Below are 14,642 nucleotides of genomic sequence, written 5' to 3' on the forward strand. Positions count from 1 at the left end.
AGCATATGTTAGATTTTATGACATAAACGTCAAAGCCACCTTGTAAATCCTTTGATAATAGTCTTCACGATTTATAAACTTCATGCATGATTTTGACTATTTTTTCAAAATAAAAAATAAACCGTACGATAGATTATAACAACATCAAATCGTACGGTTTATTCATTTATTGATAAAAGACGTCATTTACGGCATGTGCCACAGCCAATTTGACGTGTTCGTAGGTCAGTCCACCTTGAATATAGACGATATACGGTGCCCGAATCGGACCGTCTGCCGAAAGTTCAATACTAGCTCCTTGCACAAAGGTACCAGCTGCCATGATGATGTCATCTTCATATCCCGGCATATAAGCAGGGATTGGCGCAACATGGGCATCTACTGGTGAAAAACGCTGAATAGCTTGACAGAAGGTAACCATCGCCTCAGCGCTACCAAGCTCAACCATTTGAATCAAATCCGTGCGTGGATCATCCCAAGCAGGTGTCGAGTTAACCTCATGAGCCGCTAACAGCGCTGCGGTAAAAATGGCACCTTGGATGGCTTGACTCACTACATGTGGGGCTAAAAAGAAGCCTTGCAGCATATCCGCTACGGTACCTAGCATTGCACCACCTTCTGCGCCCACCCCAGGAGTAGTTAGACGGTATGCACAGCGGTCAATCCATTCTTGTTTGCCGGCTAGATAGCCACCAGTCTTGGCAATCCCGCCACCAGGATTTTTAATGAGGGAACCAGCCATAATATCAGCACCAACATCTGTGGGCTCTAACATCTCGGCAAATTCGCCATAACAATTATCGACAAAAACGACGACTTCTGGCGCCAAGGTTTTGACGTATTGAATCATTTCTTTGATTTGTTGGATTGTATAAGAAGGACGCTGAGCATAACCCCGAGATCGTTGAATCGCCACAACCTTGGTCTTAGGCGTCAGCTTTTGCTTGATTCCTTCAAAATCTACTTGTCCAGCTTCAGTCAGCGCTACTTCATCGTAGCCAATTTGGTACTCCTTCAAAGAACCAATGCCGTTTCCAGCAATACCAATGACTTCTAACAAGGTGTCGTAAGGTGTTCCCGTAATATACAGCAAGTCATCACCAGGTCGTAAAATACCAAAAAGTGCCGTGGCAATGGCATGGGTTCCTGAGACGATCTGTGGACGGACTAAAGCCGCCTCAGCACTAAAAACTTCTGCATAGACCTTTTCCAATGCATCACGGCCTAAATCATCATAGCCATAGCCCGTAGATGGTAGAAAGTGACTTTCTGAAACCTGTTGATGCCGAAAAGCTTTCAATACTTTATCTTGATTGAATAAGGCAATTTCCTGTACTTGCTGGAAACGCTTCGTGATTTTCCCGTCTACTTGATTGATTTTTGCCACTAGATCAGGATGTAGTTCATTCGTCCAACTCATGTTCGTTCCCCCATTTTGACTCTTTTTTAGCAAAGCCTTTTACTAAATAGGCATTTTCTGCTTCTTGATAATCCTCTGTCAGCAATAGCGTTTGCCGCTTCAATTCACTTAAGATTTGTCCTTGATTGGCAGGCACCAAACGCTCATAAGGGGCTAATTGCTCCATTAGTGTACGGCGAACTGCTTTCGTCAAGGCTTCTTTGCCTTGAGTACTCTTGGCATTAATTAGTACATTAGGGAAAAGCGTTGGGACAAACTCATTAGCGTCTAGACGGTCAGCCTTCGTATAAACAGTCAACACAGGAATCTGGGCCATTCCGAGATCCTCCATTAACTTAATCACGGTACGCTCTTGATTCAAACGATCACTGGCGCTGGCATCCACTACATGTAATAAGAGATCCATGTTGCGACTTTCTTCTAACGTCGATTGGAATGCTTCAATCAACTGCGTGGGTAACTGCTGCATAAAGCCCACCGTATCCGTCACCGTTACCACCATGCCTTGCGGTAGCTGCCACCGTTTTGTCAAAGGATCCAATGTCGCAAACAGTTGATCTTGCGAATAGGTGTCTGCTGAGGTCAATAAGTTTAAAATAGTCGATTTCCCTGCATTGGTGTAACCAATCAAACCGATTTGGAACAAATCCGACTGTTGACGTTTTTGGCGACTACGTTCGCGATGCTCCGCAACTTCCTTCAATTCCAGTTTAATCAACGTAATTTTGCGGCGAATGTGACGGCGGTCAGTTTCCAGTTTGGTTTCCCCCGGTCCCCGGGTACCAATGCCCCCGCCTAAACGGCTTAACGCTTTTCCTTGTCCAACTAAACGCGGCAACAAATAATTCAATTGGGCCAGTTCGACTTGCAGCTTACCTTCACGAGAACGTGCCCGTAAGGCAAAAATATCTAAAATCAACTGAACGCGGTCAATCACGGCGATTCCCACCGCTTCGCTAATAATCTGCGATTGCCGTGGTGTCAATTCGTGATTAAAAATTACTAAATCTGCTTCATAAGCATCAACTAGCTGCGCCAGCTCAACTAACTTTCCCTTGCCAATTACTGACTGGCGATCTACCTGGGGACGCTTTTGCTCTAATTGGAACACGACTTCGCCGTGAGCCGTTTCCGTTAAACTTTTCAATTCATACATTGTATCGGTGAAAATCGGATAATTATCCTCCGTTTCCACGCCTACCAAAATCACTTTTTCAGTCATATTTACTCCTCTCCAACCAGACGGCAATCTCTGCTTCTAGCGCGGTCATGGCTGTTGGTTGTTGAACCAAGTCCCACCACTCGACGGGCAAGCGATTGCGAAACCAGGTTAATTGCCGCTTAGCATACCGGCGGGAATCTTGTTTTACTTGTTCAATTGCGTCTGTTAGGGCTATTTCTCCGGCAAAATAAGGAAAGAATTCCTTATAACCAATTGCCTGGGCTGCTTGACTCTCGGGATATTGAACCATTTTTTCGGCTTCCGCCAAGAGTCCTTGGGTCACCATCAAATCAACCCGTTGATTGATTCGTTGATACAAGACTTCCCGTTCCGTCGTTAAGCCAATGATTTTCGCGTCATAAAGAAAGGACGGCGGCGCTTGCACGATACTCCGACCAGTAGTCAAAAAGACTTCCAGCGCCCGCACGACTTTGCGACTATTATTAAAATGGATTTTAGCTGCTGCCTGGGGATCAACTTCTGCAAGTCGTTGCCACATAGCTTCTGGCCCAATCGCTTCAGCTTCTGCGGTTAGACGCATTCTTAAATCGCTATCTTCGGCTGGTGGTCCGCCTAAATCATAATCCATTAAGAGAGCTTGAATATATAAACCCGTCCCGCCCACGACAATCGGCAGGTGCCCGCGGGCGTGGATTTCTTCAATCAATTGTCGGCCTGCTTTTTGAAAATCAGCCGCTGAGTATTGTGCTGTAAGCTCACGGATATCAATCAGATGATGAGGAGCCTGCGCTTGCTCTGCGGGGGTTGCTTTAGCCGTGCCGATGTCCAGCGTACGGTAGACCTGCATCGAATCTCCGCTGATGATTTCTCCCTGAAAGCGTTGTGCCAACTGAATACTTAAGGCTGTTTTTCCAACAGCTGTTGGACCAACGATTGCGACAACTTTTTTCATATTAACGTCCCCGCAGCCTTTGCGCTTTAGCTGGATAATCAGTATGGATCCCCGTCAAGCCTAATTGAAACGCCAACTCCATGTCCTCATCACTATTTACCGTCCAGGGCCGAATCATTTTAGGATAGTTTGCTAACTCATCCTGATGCGTGATGACCCAGTCGATTTTAGGATGGAAGGCACTAATAAAATCAGTCGCCAAAGCTTTAGCCACCTTTTTCTCCGAAACACCCATAATGTATGCTTTGGGAATTTCTGGTGCTAGCGTCTGAACAATTTCTAGACTTGGAAAGTGGAAGCTGGAGTAAATATAGGTAAATGACCACTCCTGACTGGTCATCCAAGCCACAATTTTAGCCTCGATTTGCGGATACTGAATCTCATCAGTTTTGATTTCAATATTCAGCGTACCTCGGTAGTCTTTTTCTTTTAAAAGTAACGTCACTTCCTGCAAGGTCGGAATCCGTGTACCGGCAAAGCTAGGATCAAACCAGCTGCCAGCATCTAGTTGCTTCAACTCGCTCAAAGTGAAGCTTTGGATTTCCCCCGTACCATTAGTGGTGCGATCCACTTGTTCATCATGCATAATAATCATTTCGCCATCTTTGGATAAATGGACATCTAATTCAATACCGTCACTGCCGACGCGCACCGCTTCTGCAAAAGCCGGTAAAGTATTTTCAGGATGCGTTCCTTTACTGCCACGGTGGGCAAAGATACTTGTCATTGTCGTCACTCCAATCTTGTTTATTGTACCACTTTCACTAACTGTGTTATAGCGTGTTCTTATGACTAGCGTTTTTTCAGCTTTTGTTCCATAATAAAGAAGTGTAAAGTATTTTTTAGAAATGAGGGATATCCTATGAAAAAATTCTTATCTGGTATGTTGATTGGGACAGCAGTTACTGCTGCTACGGTGGCGGCCTTCGTTGCTGGCGTGAAGAAAACCGTGATTGACCCCATCGATCAAAAGGAAAATATGATCGAAGAAAATCGCAAAAAAGCCATGCGTAAACGCGTAGCCCGCTAATCATTAAAAAACCTGAACCCGTTTGACAGGCGTCTTGTGAGCCTGTCACGCCGGTTCAGGTTTTTATTCTGTCAATAATTCCAGCAACACATCCGCATTGTTATGAACTTCATCTTTTGCGCTATATAAAAGCGTCACCTTAGAATGGGTTTGACCGATTTCTTGAAGCTGTGCAAAGGCGGCCTTTTTCTCAGGATCGGTTGCCAAAGAGGCCGTGTACTTTTCCTTAAAGGCCGCAAATTTTTCTGGATCATGTCCAAACCATTTTCTTAGCTCTGTATCTGGCGCAACCTCCTTCAGCCAAAGATCCAAATGTGCCTTCTCTTTCGACTCGCCTCGTGGCCAAATACGATCTACCAACACCCGATAACCATCCTCAGGACTAACCGCTTCGTAAATACGCTTCACTTGAAACATGACATCCACTTCCCTTCTTTTTCATTGTACAAAATATCCAGCTTTTTGAAAAAGAAAATCAATCCAAACTACTAAAGTGCCGATCCTTTTACCAGTCAAACCGTAACAAATAGAGTGCCCCACAACGGAGAGTATTCAAAAATGTTCCCAGCACATCTTCGCTAGAACACGGAACCTTTCAACCTTTCCATTACCAAAAGCCTCTTCAACTATCCCTTAGAGAATTATTTTTAACTTTAACGTAATCTTTGCATTAGGAAATTTAATTTTGATAGATGTCCTTTCCCTTTTAATATTTTGTCTCAGCATCCCAGCGCCAATGTTATACTAAATCTACTAGCATCTACTAGCATCTACTGTCTTCTTTTACAAAATCAAAAAACAAAATTTTAATGCTTTGTATTTAGACCAAAAAAATAAACGGCTGACATTTTCTAGGAGGGAATCGCTTGATTCAAGATGGTATTTACATAAAAGGACTACATTTAAAATCTTCTCTTGCTGGTGGGGATTATTTCCGTCAAATTGCCCCAATCCGGAATTTAACAAAATTGAACTTTGATCGTAATATAACTTTTCTGATAGGCGAAAACGGGTCTGGTAAAAGTACACTATTAGAGGCAATTGCCATAAATTTCGGCATTAACCCAGAAGGCGGCAGCAAAAACTACAATTTTTCTACTGCCGAGAACTATTCTAATTTAGCAGATTACTTAGTTTTGCATAAAAGCGGTCTACCAGCACGAGACACCTTCTTTTTACGAGCCGAAAGTTTCTTTAATGTTGCGACTTATGTTGAGGAAACTTTTGATGACTATTCTGAATTTGGAGAAACCTCTTTACACACACAATCCCATGGAGAGAGTTTTCTAAACTTAATAAAATATCGTTTTCGTGGTAATGGCCTTTATTTATTAGATGAGCCTGAAGCTGCTTTATCACCTCAACGACAGCTAGCACTTTTAGCACTATTAGGGGAATTAAGCCAAAATAATTCCCAGCTTATCATTGCAACCCATTCACCAATTCTACTGGCAATGCCGAATGCTACTATTTATTCTTTTGATGCCGAAGAAATAGAAATAATTGACTACGAAGACACGCCACCTTACCAAACAACCAAGATGATTTTGGAAAACCGGGAACAGTTCTTCCACAATCTTTTTAATGATTAACCATTAAAGAGCAAAAAGCAGGATAAAGAACCTCTTTGTACCTTATATATAAAAGAATATGAAGTTCCCACATCGCTTTACCAATATACCAAAATCCTGCACTTCTTAAATTTGTTATTGAAGATAACTACTATATTTCAAAAAGCCGAAAGCCACCAAAAAAGAGACCTGCTAAGCAGGCCTCTTTAAAAATGCTTATTTACGTTTCGTTTTACCGCTCCAGCCATCATAGCCTTCTTTTAGGATATAGACGTCTTTAAACCCATTTTTACGCAAAATATTTGCGGCTCGGGCGCTTAAAGCTTTCTTTTGATCATACAAGTAAACCGGACGATCTTTGCGTAAACCGCCAATTGATTGTTTGAATAAAGAATAGGGCATATTGCGGGCACCTAAAATATGACCGGCATCAAAACTATCTTTTTCACGAACATCAATCACTTGGGCTGTCCGCATACCTTCTTTGAATTCGTCTTCTTTAATGATCTTGGCTGCGCGTCGTGCCATGATTTGGATAAACGCCCAGTTTAAAAATAGTCCTAAGAAAAACGCAAGTAAAATTCCGTTGATAATCCACCAAAACATTTCGTTGAAACATCCCTTCTACTGCTTATGCAAATTGTCGTGCTAATGAGGCTGCACCAATTACGCCAGCTTCATTGCCTAGTTCCGCTAATTTTACGTGTGTGCTGTTACGTACTTGCGGGAACGTAAATTGTTCAAAATAAGTTTGGACCCGGCTGCGTAAAAATTCACCGGCTGCCGAAACGCCACCGCCAATGACGATATGCGTTGGGTTTAACGTGTTGCCTAGATTACCGACTGCTAGTCCTAAGAAGAAGCATACTCGGTCAACCACCCGTAAAGCAAATGGATCATCTGCTTGCGCAGCGTCGAATACATCTTTACTGCTGATATCTTCCCCGTCATCTAAGCGTGATTTCAAATCAGATGGGCCGGCATATTCTTCAGATAGTTGACGTGCGACCCGTACAACACCAGTTGCTGAAGCAACGGTTTCTAAACAACCGCGTTTCCCGCAGGTACATTCAAAGCCATTAGGATCAACAGTTACGTGACCAATTTCACCAGCACAGCCAGCTGCGCCGTGTAAAAGCTGACCAGCAGCGACAATACCGCCACCAACACCAGTCCCTAAGGTGATAAAGATAACATCATCTTCATTTTCACCGGCACCTTTCCAACGTTCGCCAAGTGCCGCTACGTTCGCGTCATTATCAATGGCAAAAGGAATACCCAATTCTCTTTCGATAGTCTCTTTGACAGGTTGTAATTCTGTCCAATTCAGATTATAAGCACCAATTACAGTTCCGGCTGCGATATCCACCGATCCTGGTGACCCCATGCCAATGCCGACAAAATCTTCTTTATCCATGTCATACAGATCTAAACGGTGTTTAATAGAGGCGATGATATCTGGTACAATATGACGCCCGTCTTCCAAGATATTTGTCTCGATACTCCATTTTTGTTGGATCTCACCATCTTCTGTCAAGATTGCAAATTTAATCGTAGTACCGCCTAGGTCAATCCCAATCAACTTTCTGTCCATGTTCCGTCCTCACTTTGCTTGCTTTCTTCGATCCGATGTTCGCGTGTCAGCACCTGGCGCGCCCGTAAATAGGTATCCCGGTCAATCACCCGACCATCATACAACCCCTTCAACTCAATCTGCATCAATTCAATGTCGTAGATACGCGCTCCGACATAGACAATAATGCCAAATTGTTTCAGCAGTTGCTGTACATCATAAAGTGTTTCCATTTATCGCACTTCCTTGTTCATTATACAGGGAAACCATACTTTTTAAAACCCAGTATCAGACAGATTACCAGAATAAATATAAAAAGCACCGTCCCAATAATTTTGTCGTGGATGGTAAAATCACCTTGGCCAGATTGCACCCCTAAAACGTTAGCAACCAGCGCCCCACCGAAGACTCCGCCAATGTGGCCTAAGATATCAATAGAAGGCATAAAGAGGTTAAAACCAAGGTTCAACAGGATTAGCATAAAATACTGCCGAGCCATTTGGGCAATGGCGGGATTATGGCGAAAATGGTAGCCGATAACGACGAAAGCACCAAATAGACCAAAGAGTGAAGTACTAGCCCCAGCTGAAATCGCATTGGCTTGCCCAAAAGCAAAGCTAACGGCATTCCCCAAGATGCCACCACCGAGATAAATCAAAAAGAAACGCCAATGACCGAAAACTGTTTCAATTTGGGAACCAAGATAATACAACGTGATCGAGTTTAAAGCAAAGTGGGCAATCCCAAAGTGAATAAAAATCGGCGTAATAAAACGCCAATATTCATGGTCCATTACGACATACGGCTTGAACATTGCGCCCCAGCCCACGATTTGATTACTTAATAAACCTGAGCCAAAGGTTTCCGAGACCGTCATCAATATAAAGACAATGGTTTGAATCCCAAGAAACGCATACATTACTAATGGCTTACGCAGCCAGCGTTTAACTTTCATTTGTGTTTGATAATTCATAACATCCTCCTATCCTATGAATAGCCGTGCCACGGGAATATCAAATGCCTGCGGCTGCCAATCTTCATCCATCTGTTCGGAAAAAACCAAGCTAGCCGTTTGCCCCTGAAAATCCGCTAAATAACGGTCATAAAAGCCGCCACCAAAGCCAATACGATAGCCATCATGACGAAAAACCAGTCCTGGTACTAAGATTAAATCAATCTCCTTTTTTTCCACTAAGGCTTCAATAGCGGGTTCAAAAACACCAAAGTTGGTAACGATCCGCTCTGTATCCGCCGTAGTCTTGTGAAAAGCCAGTTTACGTTCAGGTAAACTTTTAGGCGTTACCATTCGTTTACCTTCTTGCCAACCTTGACGTAATACCTTTTCCGTATCGAATTCCAAGGGCAATGGTAAAATCGTCGCCACGGTCTGGGCATTCGCCCATAAAGAAGAATCAAATAATTCCGCTAAAATCTCCTCTTCTCGTAAGACTTTTTTATCTGAAGCTGCCAACTCTTGCAAGCGAGCCAGCGTTCGCTGTCGTAATTCTTTTTTCAAAGTCACCGCCTCCAACCTATTAGCCATTTTACCGAAAGCCTCGCTTAAATACAATGAAGAAACCATGAATATCGAGTTCTCCTACTAGCGAGAAACCCTTTTCAGCTTTATACTGAGAAAAAAGGAGGAATGGTTGTATGCACACGTTGAATGATGGTTTGGCTTTACCAGAAATTGGCTTTGGCACGTATACTTTGAAAGGGGCCGCGGGCATTCAAACCGTCCTGAGCGCCATTAGTCAGGGCTACCGTCTTTTAGATTCTGCCTTCAATTATGAAAATGAAGGGGTTATTGGTGAAGCCCTTCGGCAAACCAATGTTCCTCGCCAAGAATTGCTGATTACCAGTAAATTACCCGGACGCCATCATCGCTATCAAGAAGCACTCGAAACGATTCAAGAATCGGTTTTTCGCATGGGCCTCGATTATATTGACCTTTACTTGATTCACTGGCCTAATCCCAAAGAAGATCTTTATGTGGAAGCCTGGCAAGCCTTGATTGATGCGAAACGTTGGGGTTGGATCCGCTCAATTGGTGTTTCCAACTTTTTACCAGAACACCTTGAGCGTTTAGAAAAAGAAACCGGCGTACTTCCCGCCGTCAATCAAATTGAACTACATCCCTTCTTCAATCAAGAAACGCAGCGGCACTTTGACCAGCAAAAGGGTATTTTGACCGAGGCTTGGAGTCCTCTTGGCCGCGCTAGCAATATCTTACAGGATCCGACATTAGGTGCTATCGCCGCGCAGCACCAACGCTCAATTTCGCAAATCATTTTGCGCTGGCAAGTTCAGTTAGGCGTGCTGCCGATTCCAAAATCAACCAAGGTTACCCGACAACAGGAAAATTTAGCCATTTTTGATTTTGAACTTTCCTCGGAAGAAATGAAATTGATTGGACAACTAACAAAATCAGCTGGTCGTCTGCATGACCAAGATCCCGCCGTTTATCAAGAATTTTAAGTCCACTTTAAAAATAGCCCTAGTATCAGAAATATCTGACGCCAGGGCTATTTACCTTGATTAAGAATCTGGGACATAACTCAAAATTTTATGTTCCAAACTCTCAATCAACAAATCGCAAAAACTATTTGTTTAAAACGTTGAACAAGCCACCAATAGTTTTGTCGCTTAACGCAACTGGTTGACCGTCAACCGTCGCTTCTGTCACGATATAGTAGTCTTGTAAGTCAGGCACTTCTCGTAATTGCGCACCGACAAAATCGCCTACTTTGGCATATTCTTTCACAACTGCTTCACCAGCTACTTGATAATGGATCACTAACATAATTATCACGTCCTCTCACTCAGTAGTATACCACCATCAGTAAAAAATAAGGCGTTAGAGCACTCCGGCGCGGCCCTCAGAATCAACTGCTAACCAATCGGAATCAATGAAAAAACCGCAGACACTTTCGTCTGCGGTTAAGGAGGTTGAACGGGTCTCCCTTAGAGGATTTCGCCATTTGAACGGATAACTTCTTGATACCAGTCAAATGATTTTTTCTTACTGCGGGCCAAGGTTCCTTGCCCCTCATTGTCTTTGTCCACGTAGATAAAGCCATACCGTTTCTTCATTTCGCCAGTTCCTGCTGAAACTAAGTCAATAAAGCCCCATGGCGTATAGCCCATTAAATCGATTCCGTCATATTCAACGGCTTCTTTCATGGTTTCAATATGGGCTTTTAGGTAAGCAATCCGGTAATCATCTTCCACGCGACCACTCTCACCGATTTCATCAATGGCACCAAAACCATTTTCAACAATAAATAGTGGGCGTTCATAGCGTTCGTTGAACCAGTTCATGGCATAGCGCAGACCCATTGGATCAATTTGCCAGCCCCAGTCAGAAGCTTTTACGTAAGGATTCTTCACTAGATCGTGGGCTTCGTCATAATCAAAAGCTGGTGCTTTATCATGGTCTTTGATGGCAAATGACATATAGTAACTGAAACCGATATAATCCACCGTCCCAGCTTTTAAGTCAGCCAAATCCTCCGCCGTGCGGTCAAGCTGATAGCCTTGGCGCTTAAAGTAGCTTTCGATAAAGCTTGGGTAATAGCCTTTACAATGAACATCCGTAAACCAATAACGGCGCTGCATCGCCACTGTTGCGGCCATCATATCATTAGGTGCACAAGAATAAGGATAGATTGGCACCATAGCAATCATACAACCGATTTGGAAATCTGGATTGATGGCATGGCCCAACGTCACGGCTTTAGCACTGGCAACTAGTTCATAGTGCGCTGCTTGATACATGATCGCTTCGCGGTCTTCTCCCGCCACATATTTCAAACCGGAATTTGTAAATGGCGCAAAATCTTCATTAAAGTTAGCTTGATTATTGATTTCGTTAAAGGTCATCCAATATTTAACTTTGTCTTTATAACGGGTAAAGCAAACTTCCGCAAATTTCACGAAAAAGTCAATGACTTTGCGGTTGCGCCAACCACCGTACTCTGTCACTAAGTGATAAGGCATTTCAAAGTGGGAGAGTGTGATGACTGGCTCGATGCCGTATTTTAGACATTCATCAAATAAATCGTCGTAAAACTGCAAACCAGCTTCATTAGGTTCCGCCTCGTCTCCTAGTGGGAAAATTCGCGTCCAGGCAATAGATGTCCGGAAACATTTCAAGCCCAGCTCCGCAAATAGTTTAACATCTTCCTTGTAATGGTGATAAAAATCAATAGCTTCGTGGTTGGGGTAGTTTTCACCAGCGAGGACGCCATCTGTGATTCGCCGGGGAACCCCATTGGCTCCCACAGTCATCACATCAGCCACGCTAACGCCTTTACCGCCCTCTTGCCAACCGCCTTCCAATTGGTGGGCGGCAACTGCGCCGCCCCACAAAAAGTTCTCTTTCAAAATACTCATAACATCTGACCCCTATCTTATAACACTTTTGATTCTTCCATTGCATCAGCTTCCGCAAAGGACATATCGTTTTCTTGCGCATAGTTCATGGCATCGATTTTCTTCACGAATGGTAAGTAGATAAAGAAGCCTAGTCCTAAAACAATTGCTTGTAAAACAGCGGCACGCCAGCCACCTACTAAGAAACCAGAAATGATCGGTGGTGTTGTCCATGGTACTTGCACGGCGGTAAAGAGCGGTACTAGACCAGTATACAAAGCGAAATACGTGATCACCCCAGAAACAACCGGTGTCAAAATGAAAGGAATCGCCATGATTGGGTTCATTACCACGGGTGTTGCGAAAATGATTGGTTCATTGATATTGAACACGGCTGGTGCAACAGACAAACGACCTAATTGTTTAAATTGGGCAGATTTTGCGAAGAAGACCATGAAGATCACGATCCCAATCGTCATACCGGCACCAGTTACGGTCATGAATTGATCTAAAAATTGTTGGGTAACGATGTGACCACCGTTAGCTACGGTTAATTCTTTCCCTGATTCTAAAATGTCCGTATTTGCTAAAGAGTTAGCTTGTAAGATTGGTCCCATGATCCCACCAACGATAGTTGAACCATGTACCCCGAAGAACCATAAGAATGGCACTAAGAAACCTAACATCAAAGCGCCGCCAAGTGAGTCAGTAGCTCCTTGCATTGGGCTTTGAATCACTTCATAAATCCATTGAACGACAGTTGTATCAAAGACCATATCGAAGAAGATGTAGACTAACATCGCAAATGTAATCAAAACAGCGGCTGGAATCAAGGCTGTAAAGGAGTTAGCTACGTTATCTGGCACTTGCTCCGGTAATTTGATGCGGATGTCGCGTTTCAAGAACCAAGTGTAGCCCCAACCAACAAACAAACCAACTAAGATGGCACTGATCATCCCTTGACCACCAGTCCAAGTTTTGTCGATGATGTTGCCAATTGTTACGCCGTCAGCATTGGTAATATCAGAACGCATAGTCAATAAGAAAATAACTAGTGAGATCATCCCTGCTGGCAGGCCTTCAAACCCTTCTGCTTTTACATAAGAATAGGCAATCCCCATTACAGCGAAAATCGCCATGATAGCAAATGAAGCCCCATATGCTTGGTTAAAGTATTCAGCTAAGCCTGTATTGGTGACCCAGTCTGAAACAGCTTGTACTGGAAAGTTGGCTAATAATAAGAAGACGGAACCAACAATTGTAAAAGGCATCGTATAAAGCATCCCATTCCGCAAGGCGGTAATGGCTTTCGTGTTAACAAATTTTAGTACGGGTGGCAAAACTTTTTCATTAATCCACTCATTCATGTTTATGTCTCTCCTTTATAAAAGAACTTTAAAATAATAGCATTGAGTATCCGGAAATAGCACGCTGGCCTCCTCGTATTTATTGGATACGTTTACACCATTTACTATAAACGCTTTCCTAAAGTTTAGATACCACTTGAGCCCTTTGAGAAACATGTTCCAAACAAAAAAACAAGAACAGCTCTTTACAGCTCTTCTTGTTCAATACGGCGATTTGTTTGTTGTGCCAAGATTTCCAATAAGGCAATCACTGGCGTTTGTGTTGTGAGGTTGATATCATGCTCGCGACCATGGATGATCTCTGGCATGTAATAAGAAATATTATGATCGGCGAGACGGGCAATTGTGGAATTTTCCTGATTGGTAATGCTCATAGTTTTAGCCCCGTATCGTTTAAAATCTTGAATTTGCGCCACCATTTCCTTAGTCTCACCGGAAACCGAAAGAATAATCGCTAACGTGTTATCTAAGCCTCGCGGTGGTACTGGTGCAAAAGGATCTGAGATACTATACGCATTTAGACCAAGATTCATAAAATAGCGGCTGCCATAAGCACCTAAAATACCACTGGTACCAATGCCGGAAAAAGCAATATGACGCGCATCTAAAATCATTTGCACGGCTGGTTCTAGTACGACGCGGTAATCATCTTGATTGACCTTTTTCAAAAATTGGTCCACTTGAATCGTAGCATCGTAAAATTGCTCAAAGGTCACATCTCGGGCTAATTCTTGTTTCACAGCAAATTTCAATTCCGTAAACCCTTGGTAGCCTAATTTATTGCAGCATCTTAAGATGGTTGAAGTGGAAACGTGGCACGCATCCGATAATTGACGAATCGTCATATGAGGAAGCTCCGCTAAATGCTCCAACACATATTCGTACACGATCAGCTCCAATTCATTCAATTCTTTTACCTTTTCAGCCTCAAACATACACTCGCTCCTAATCCCACTATAATTACCCTTAGTCTACCATTTTTACTAGTCGCCGACTATTTTTTCTCAAAAACGAAATGCGTTTTTGCATATTTCAAGAAGTTTTGAAAATTTCATTTGACTATTTCTCAAATATCCTCGATAATGTTGTCATTCTTAAGGGAGTAGCAACATAGCATTTTGCTATGCTTTCCGATCAACAAACATGCGGCAGCGCTGGTCGAAAGTGAAATT

17 protein-coding genes are annotated in these 14,642 nt (G+C 43.2%); 3 read left to right on the plus strand and 14 right to left on the minus strand.

Annotation, left to right across the window (positions count from 1 at the left end; translation table 11 throughout):
• Positions 1-166 precede the first annotated feature (166 nt).
• The 4 genes from ECA01S_RS02830 to ECA01S_RS02845 are packed head-to-tail and all read right to left on the minus strand — an operon-like array spanning position 167 to position 4,282.
• On the minus strand, positions 167-1,420 hold the full coding sequence (locus ECA01S_RS02830) for a methionine gamma-lyase family protein (protein WP_067390739.1): 1,254 nt from the start codon (positions 1,418-1,420) through the stop codon (positions 167-169).
• Complete coding sequence (gene hflX, locus ECA01S_RS02835; protein WP_067390742.1) at positions 1,404-2,642, minus strand: GTPase HflX; 1,239 nt, start codon at positions 2,640-2,642, stop codon at positions 1,404-1,406. The genes ECA01S_RS02830 and hflX overlap by 17 nt, the downstream gene beginning before the upstream one ends.
• On the minus strand, positions 2,635-3,555 hold the full coding sequence (gene miaA / locus ECA01S_RS02840; RefSeq protein WP_067390745.1) for a tRNA (adenosine(37)-N6)-dimethylallyltransferase MiaA: 921 nt from the start codon (positions 3,553-3,555) through the stop codon (positions 2,635-2,637). Before miaA ends, hflX begins: the two co-directional genes overlap by 8 nt.
• Position 3,556: 1 nt before the next feature.
• Positions 3,557-4,282: a glycerophosphodiester phosphodiesterase gene (locus tag ECA01S_RS02845; RefSeq protein WP_067390748.1), complete on the minus strand. Its 726-nt coding sequence runs from the start codon at positions 4,280-4,282 to the stop codon at positions 3,557-3,559.
• A 135-nt stretch (positions 4,283-4,417) separates the two neighbouring features.
• Here ECA01S_RS02845 and ECA01S_RS13845 point away from each other — a divergent pair, with 135 nt between their 5' ends.
• The gene (locus ECA01S_RS13845; protein WP_071858933.1) at positions 4,418-4,585 is read left to right on the plus strand and encodes a DUF3042 family protein; all 168 of its coding nucleotides are present in this window, start codon (positions 4,418-4,420) and stop codon (positions 4,583-4,585) included.
• Between the two features lie 63 nt (positions 4,586-4,648).
• Here the strand turns inward: ECA01S_RS13845 and ECA01S_RS02850 are convergent, their stop codons facing one another.
• Positions 4,649-5,002: a DUF488 domain-containing protein gene (locus ECA01S_RS02850; RefSeq protein WP_067390751.1), complete on the minus strand. Its 354-nt coding sequence runs from the start codon at positions 5,000-5,002 to the stop codon at positions 4,649-4,651.
• 449 nt (positions 5,003-5,451) lie between these two features.
• Here ECA01S_RS02850 and ECA01S_RS02855 point away from each other — a divergent pair, with 449 nt between their 5' ends.
• A complete protein-coding gene (locus tag ECA01S_RS02855) occupies positions 5,452-6,177 on the plus strand; it encodes an AAA family ATPase (protein WP_082703225.1) in 726 nt (241 codons plus the stop codon).
• Between the two features lie 195 nt (positions 6,178-6,372).
• Here ECA01S_RS02855 and ECA01S_RS02860 read toward each other — a convergent pair whose 3' ends face one another.
• From ECA01S_RS02860 to ECA01S_RS02880, 5 genes are read right to left on the minus strand one after another with little or no spacing between them, the layout of a single operon-like run.
• Positions 6,373-6,762 carry a rhodanese-like domain-containing protein gene (locus ECA01S_RS02860; RefSeq protein ID WP_067390754.1) on the minus strand — a complete coding sequence of 130 codons (390 nt, stop codon included), beginning with the start codon at positions 6,760-6,762 and terminating at the stop codon, positions 6,373-6,375.
• Positions 6,763-6,787: 25 nt separating this feature from the next.
• Positions 6,788-7,750, minus strand: a complete 963-nt coding sequence (locus ECA01S_RS02865) for an ROK family glucokinase (RefSeq protein WP_067390757.1) — start codon at positions 7,748-7,750, stop codon at positions 6,788-6,790.
• Positions 7,735-7,962: a YqgQ family protein gene (locus ECA01S_RS02870; RefSeq protein ID WP_067390760.1), complete on the minus strand. Its 228-nt coding sequence runs from the start codon at positions 7,960-7,962 to the stop codon at positions 7,735-7,737. Before ECA01S_RS02870 ends, ECA01S_RS02865 begins: the two co-directional genes overlap by 16 nt.
• Before the next feature lie 20 nt (positions 7,963-7,982).
• On the minus strand, positions 7,983-8,702 hold the full coding sequence (locus ECA01S_RS02875) for a rhomboid family intramembrane serine protease (protein ID WP_067390763.1): 720 nt from the start codon (positions 8,700-8,702) through the stop codon (positions 7,983-7,985).
• Positions 8,703-8,711: 9 nt separating this feature from the next.
• Positions 8,712-9,245 carry a 5-formyltetrahydrofolate cyclo-ligase gene (locus ECA01S_RS02880; protein WP_245631190.1) on the minus strand — a complete coding sequence of 178 codons (534 nt, stop codon included), beginning with the start codon at positions 9,243-9,245 and terminating at the stop codon, positions 8,712-8,714.
• 137 nt (positions 9,246-9,382) lie between these two features.
• Here ECA01S_RS02880 and ECA01S_RS02885 point away from each other — a divergent pair, with 137 nt between their 5' ends.
• Positions 9,383-10,207: an aldo/keto reductase gene (locus tag ECA01S_RS02885; protein ID WP_067390766.1), complete on the plus strand. Its 825-nt coding sequence runs from the start codon at positions 9,383-9,385 to the stop codon at positions 10,205-10,207.
• A gap of 124 nt (positions 10,208-10,331) precedes the next feature.
• On the opposite strand, the gene ECA01S_RS02890 is transcribed toward ECA01S_RS02885, so the two are convergent.
• The 4 genes from ECA01S_RS02890 to ECA01S_RS02905 all read right to left on the minus strand — a co-directional run bounded on the left by ECA01S_RS02890 (position 10,332) and on the right by ECA01S_RS02905 (position 14,405).
• A complete protein-coding gene (locus ECA01S_RS02890; protein WP_174519957.1) occupies positions 10,332-10,532 on the minus strand; it encodes a hypothetical protein in 201 nt (66 codons plus the stop codon).
• Positions 10,533-10,693: 161 nt separating this feature from the next.
• Entirely contained in the window at positions 10,694-12,124 is a 1,431-nt protein-coding gene (locus tag ECA01S_RS02895) for a 6-phospho-beta-glucosidase (RefSeq protein WP_067390770.1), read from the minus strand.
• Between the two features lie 17 nt (positions 12,125-12,141).
• Entirely contained in the window at positions 12,142-13,470 is a 1,329-nt protein-coding gene (locus ECA01S_RS02900; RefSeq protein ID WP_067390773.1) for a PTS sugar transporter subunit IIC, read from the minus strand.
• A gap of 185 nt (positions 13,471-13,655) precedes the next feature.
• Positions 13,656-14,405 carry a MurR/RpiR family transcriptional regulator gene (locus tag ECA01S_RS02905; RefSeq protein WP_067390776.1) on the minus strand — a complete coding sequence of 250 codons (750 nt, stop codon included), beginning with the start codon at positions 14,403-14,405 and terminating at the stop codon, positions 13,656-13,658.
• Positions 14,406-14,642: the final 237 nt, after the last annotated feature.

Origin of the sequence: Enterococcus canis NBRC 100695, from assembly GCF_001544375.1 — a bacterium.
GTDB classification, from domain to species: Bacteria; Bacillota; Bacilli; order Lactobacillales; family Enterococcaceae; genus Enterococcus_H; species Enterococcus_H canis.

Coding starts and splice junctions, on each gene's coding strand:
- ECA01S_RS02870 (WP_067390760.1), bottom strand. CDS start 7,962: ATGGAAACACTTTATGATGTACAGCAACTGCTGAAACAATTTGGCATT.
- ECA01S_RS02900 (WP_067390773.1), bottom strand. CDS start 13,470: ATGAATGAGTGGATTAATGAAAAAGTTTTGCCACCCGTACTAAAATTT.
- ECA01S_RS02860 (WP_067390754.1), bottom strand. CDS start 6,762: ATGTTTTGGTGGATTATCAACGGAATTTTACTTGCGTTTTTCTTAGGA.
- miaA (WP_067390745.1), bottom strand. CDS start 3,555: ATGAAAAAAGTTGTCGCAATCGTTGGTCCAACAGCTGTTGGAAAAACA.
- ECA01S_RS02885 (WP_067390766.1), top strand. CDS start 9,383: ATGCACACGTTGAATGATGGTTTGGCTTTACCAGAAATTGGCTTTGGC.
- ECA01S_RS02895 (WP_067390770.1), bottom strand. CDS start 12,124: ATGAGTATTTTGAAAGAGAACTTTTTGTGGGGCGGCGCAGTTGCCGCC.
- ECA01S_RS02865 (WP_067390757.1), bottom strand. CDS start 7,750: ATGGACAGAAAGTTGATTGGGATTGACCTAGGCGGTACTACGATTAAA.
- ECA01S_RS02850 (WP_067390751.1), bottom strand. CDS start 5,002: ATGTTTCAAGTGAAGCGTATTTACGAAGCGGTTAGTCCTGAGGATGGT.
- ECA01S_RS13845 (WP_071858933.1), top strand. CDS start 4,418: ATGAAAAAATTCTTATCTGGTATGTTGATTGGGACAGCAGTTACTGCT.
- ECA01S_RS02905 (WP_067390776.1), bottom strand. CDS start 14,405: ATGTTTGAGGCTGAAAAGGTAAAAGAATTGAATGAATTGGAGCTGATC.
- ECA01S_RS02890 (WP_174519957.1), bottom strand. CDS start 10,532: ATGTTAGTGATCCATTATCAAGTAGCTGGTGAAGCAGTTGTGAAAGAA.
- ECA01S_RS02845 (WP_067390748.1), bottom strand. CDS start 4,282: ATGACAAGTATCTTTGCCCACCGTGGCAGTAAAGGAACGCATCCTGAA.
- ECA01S_RS02830 (WP_067390739.1), bottom strand. CDS start 1,420: ATGAGTTGGACGAATGAACTACATCCTGATCTAGTGGCAAAAATCAAT.
- ECA01S_RS02875 (WP_067390763.1), bottom strand. CDS start 8,702: ATGAATTATCAAACACAAATGAAAGTTAAACGCTGGCTGCGTAAGCCA.
- hflX (WP_067390742.1), bottom strand. CDS start 2,642: ATGACTGAAAAAGTGATTTTGGTAGGCGTGGAAACGGAGGATAATTAT.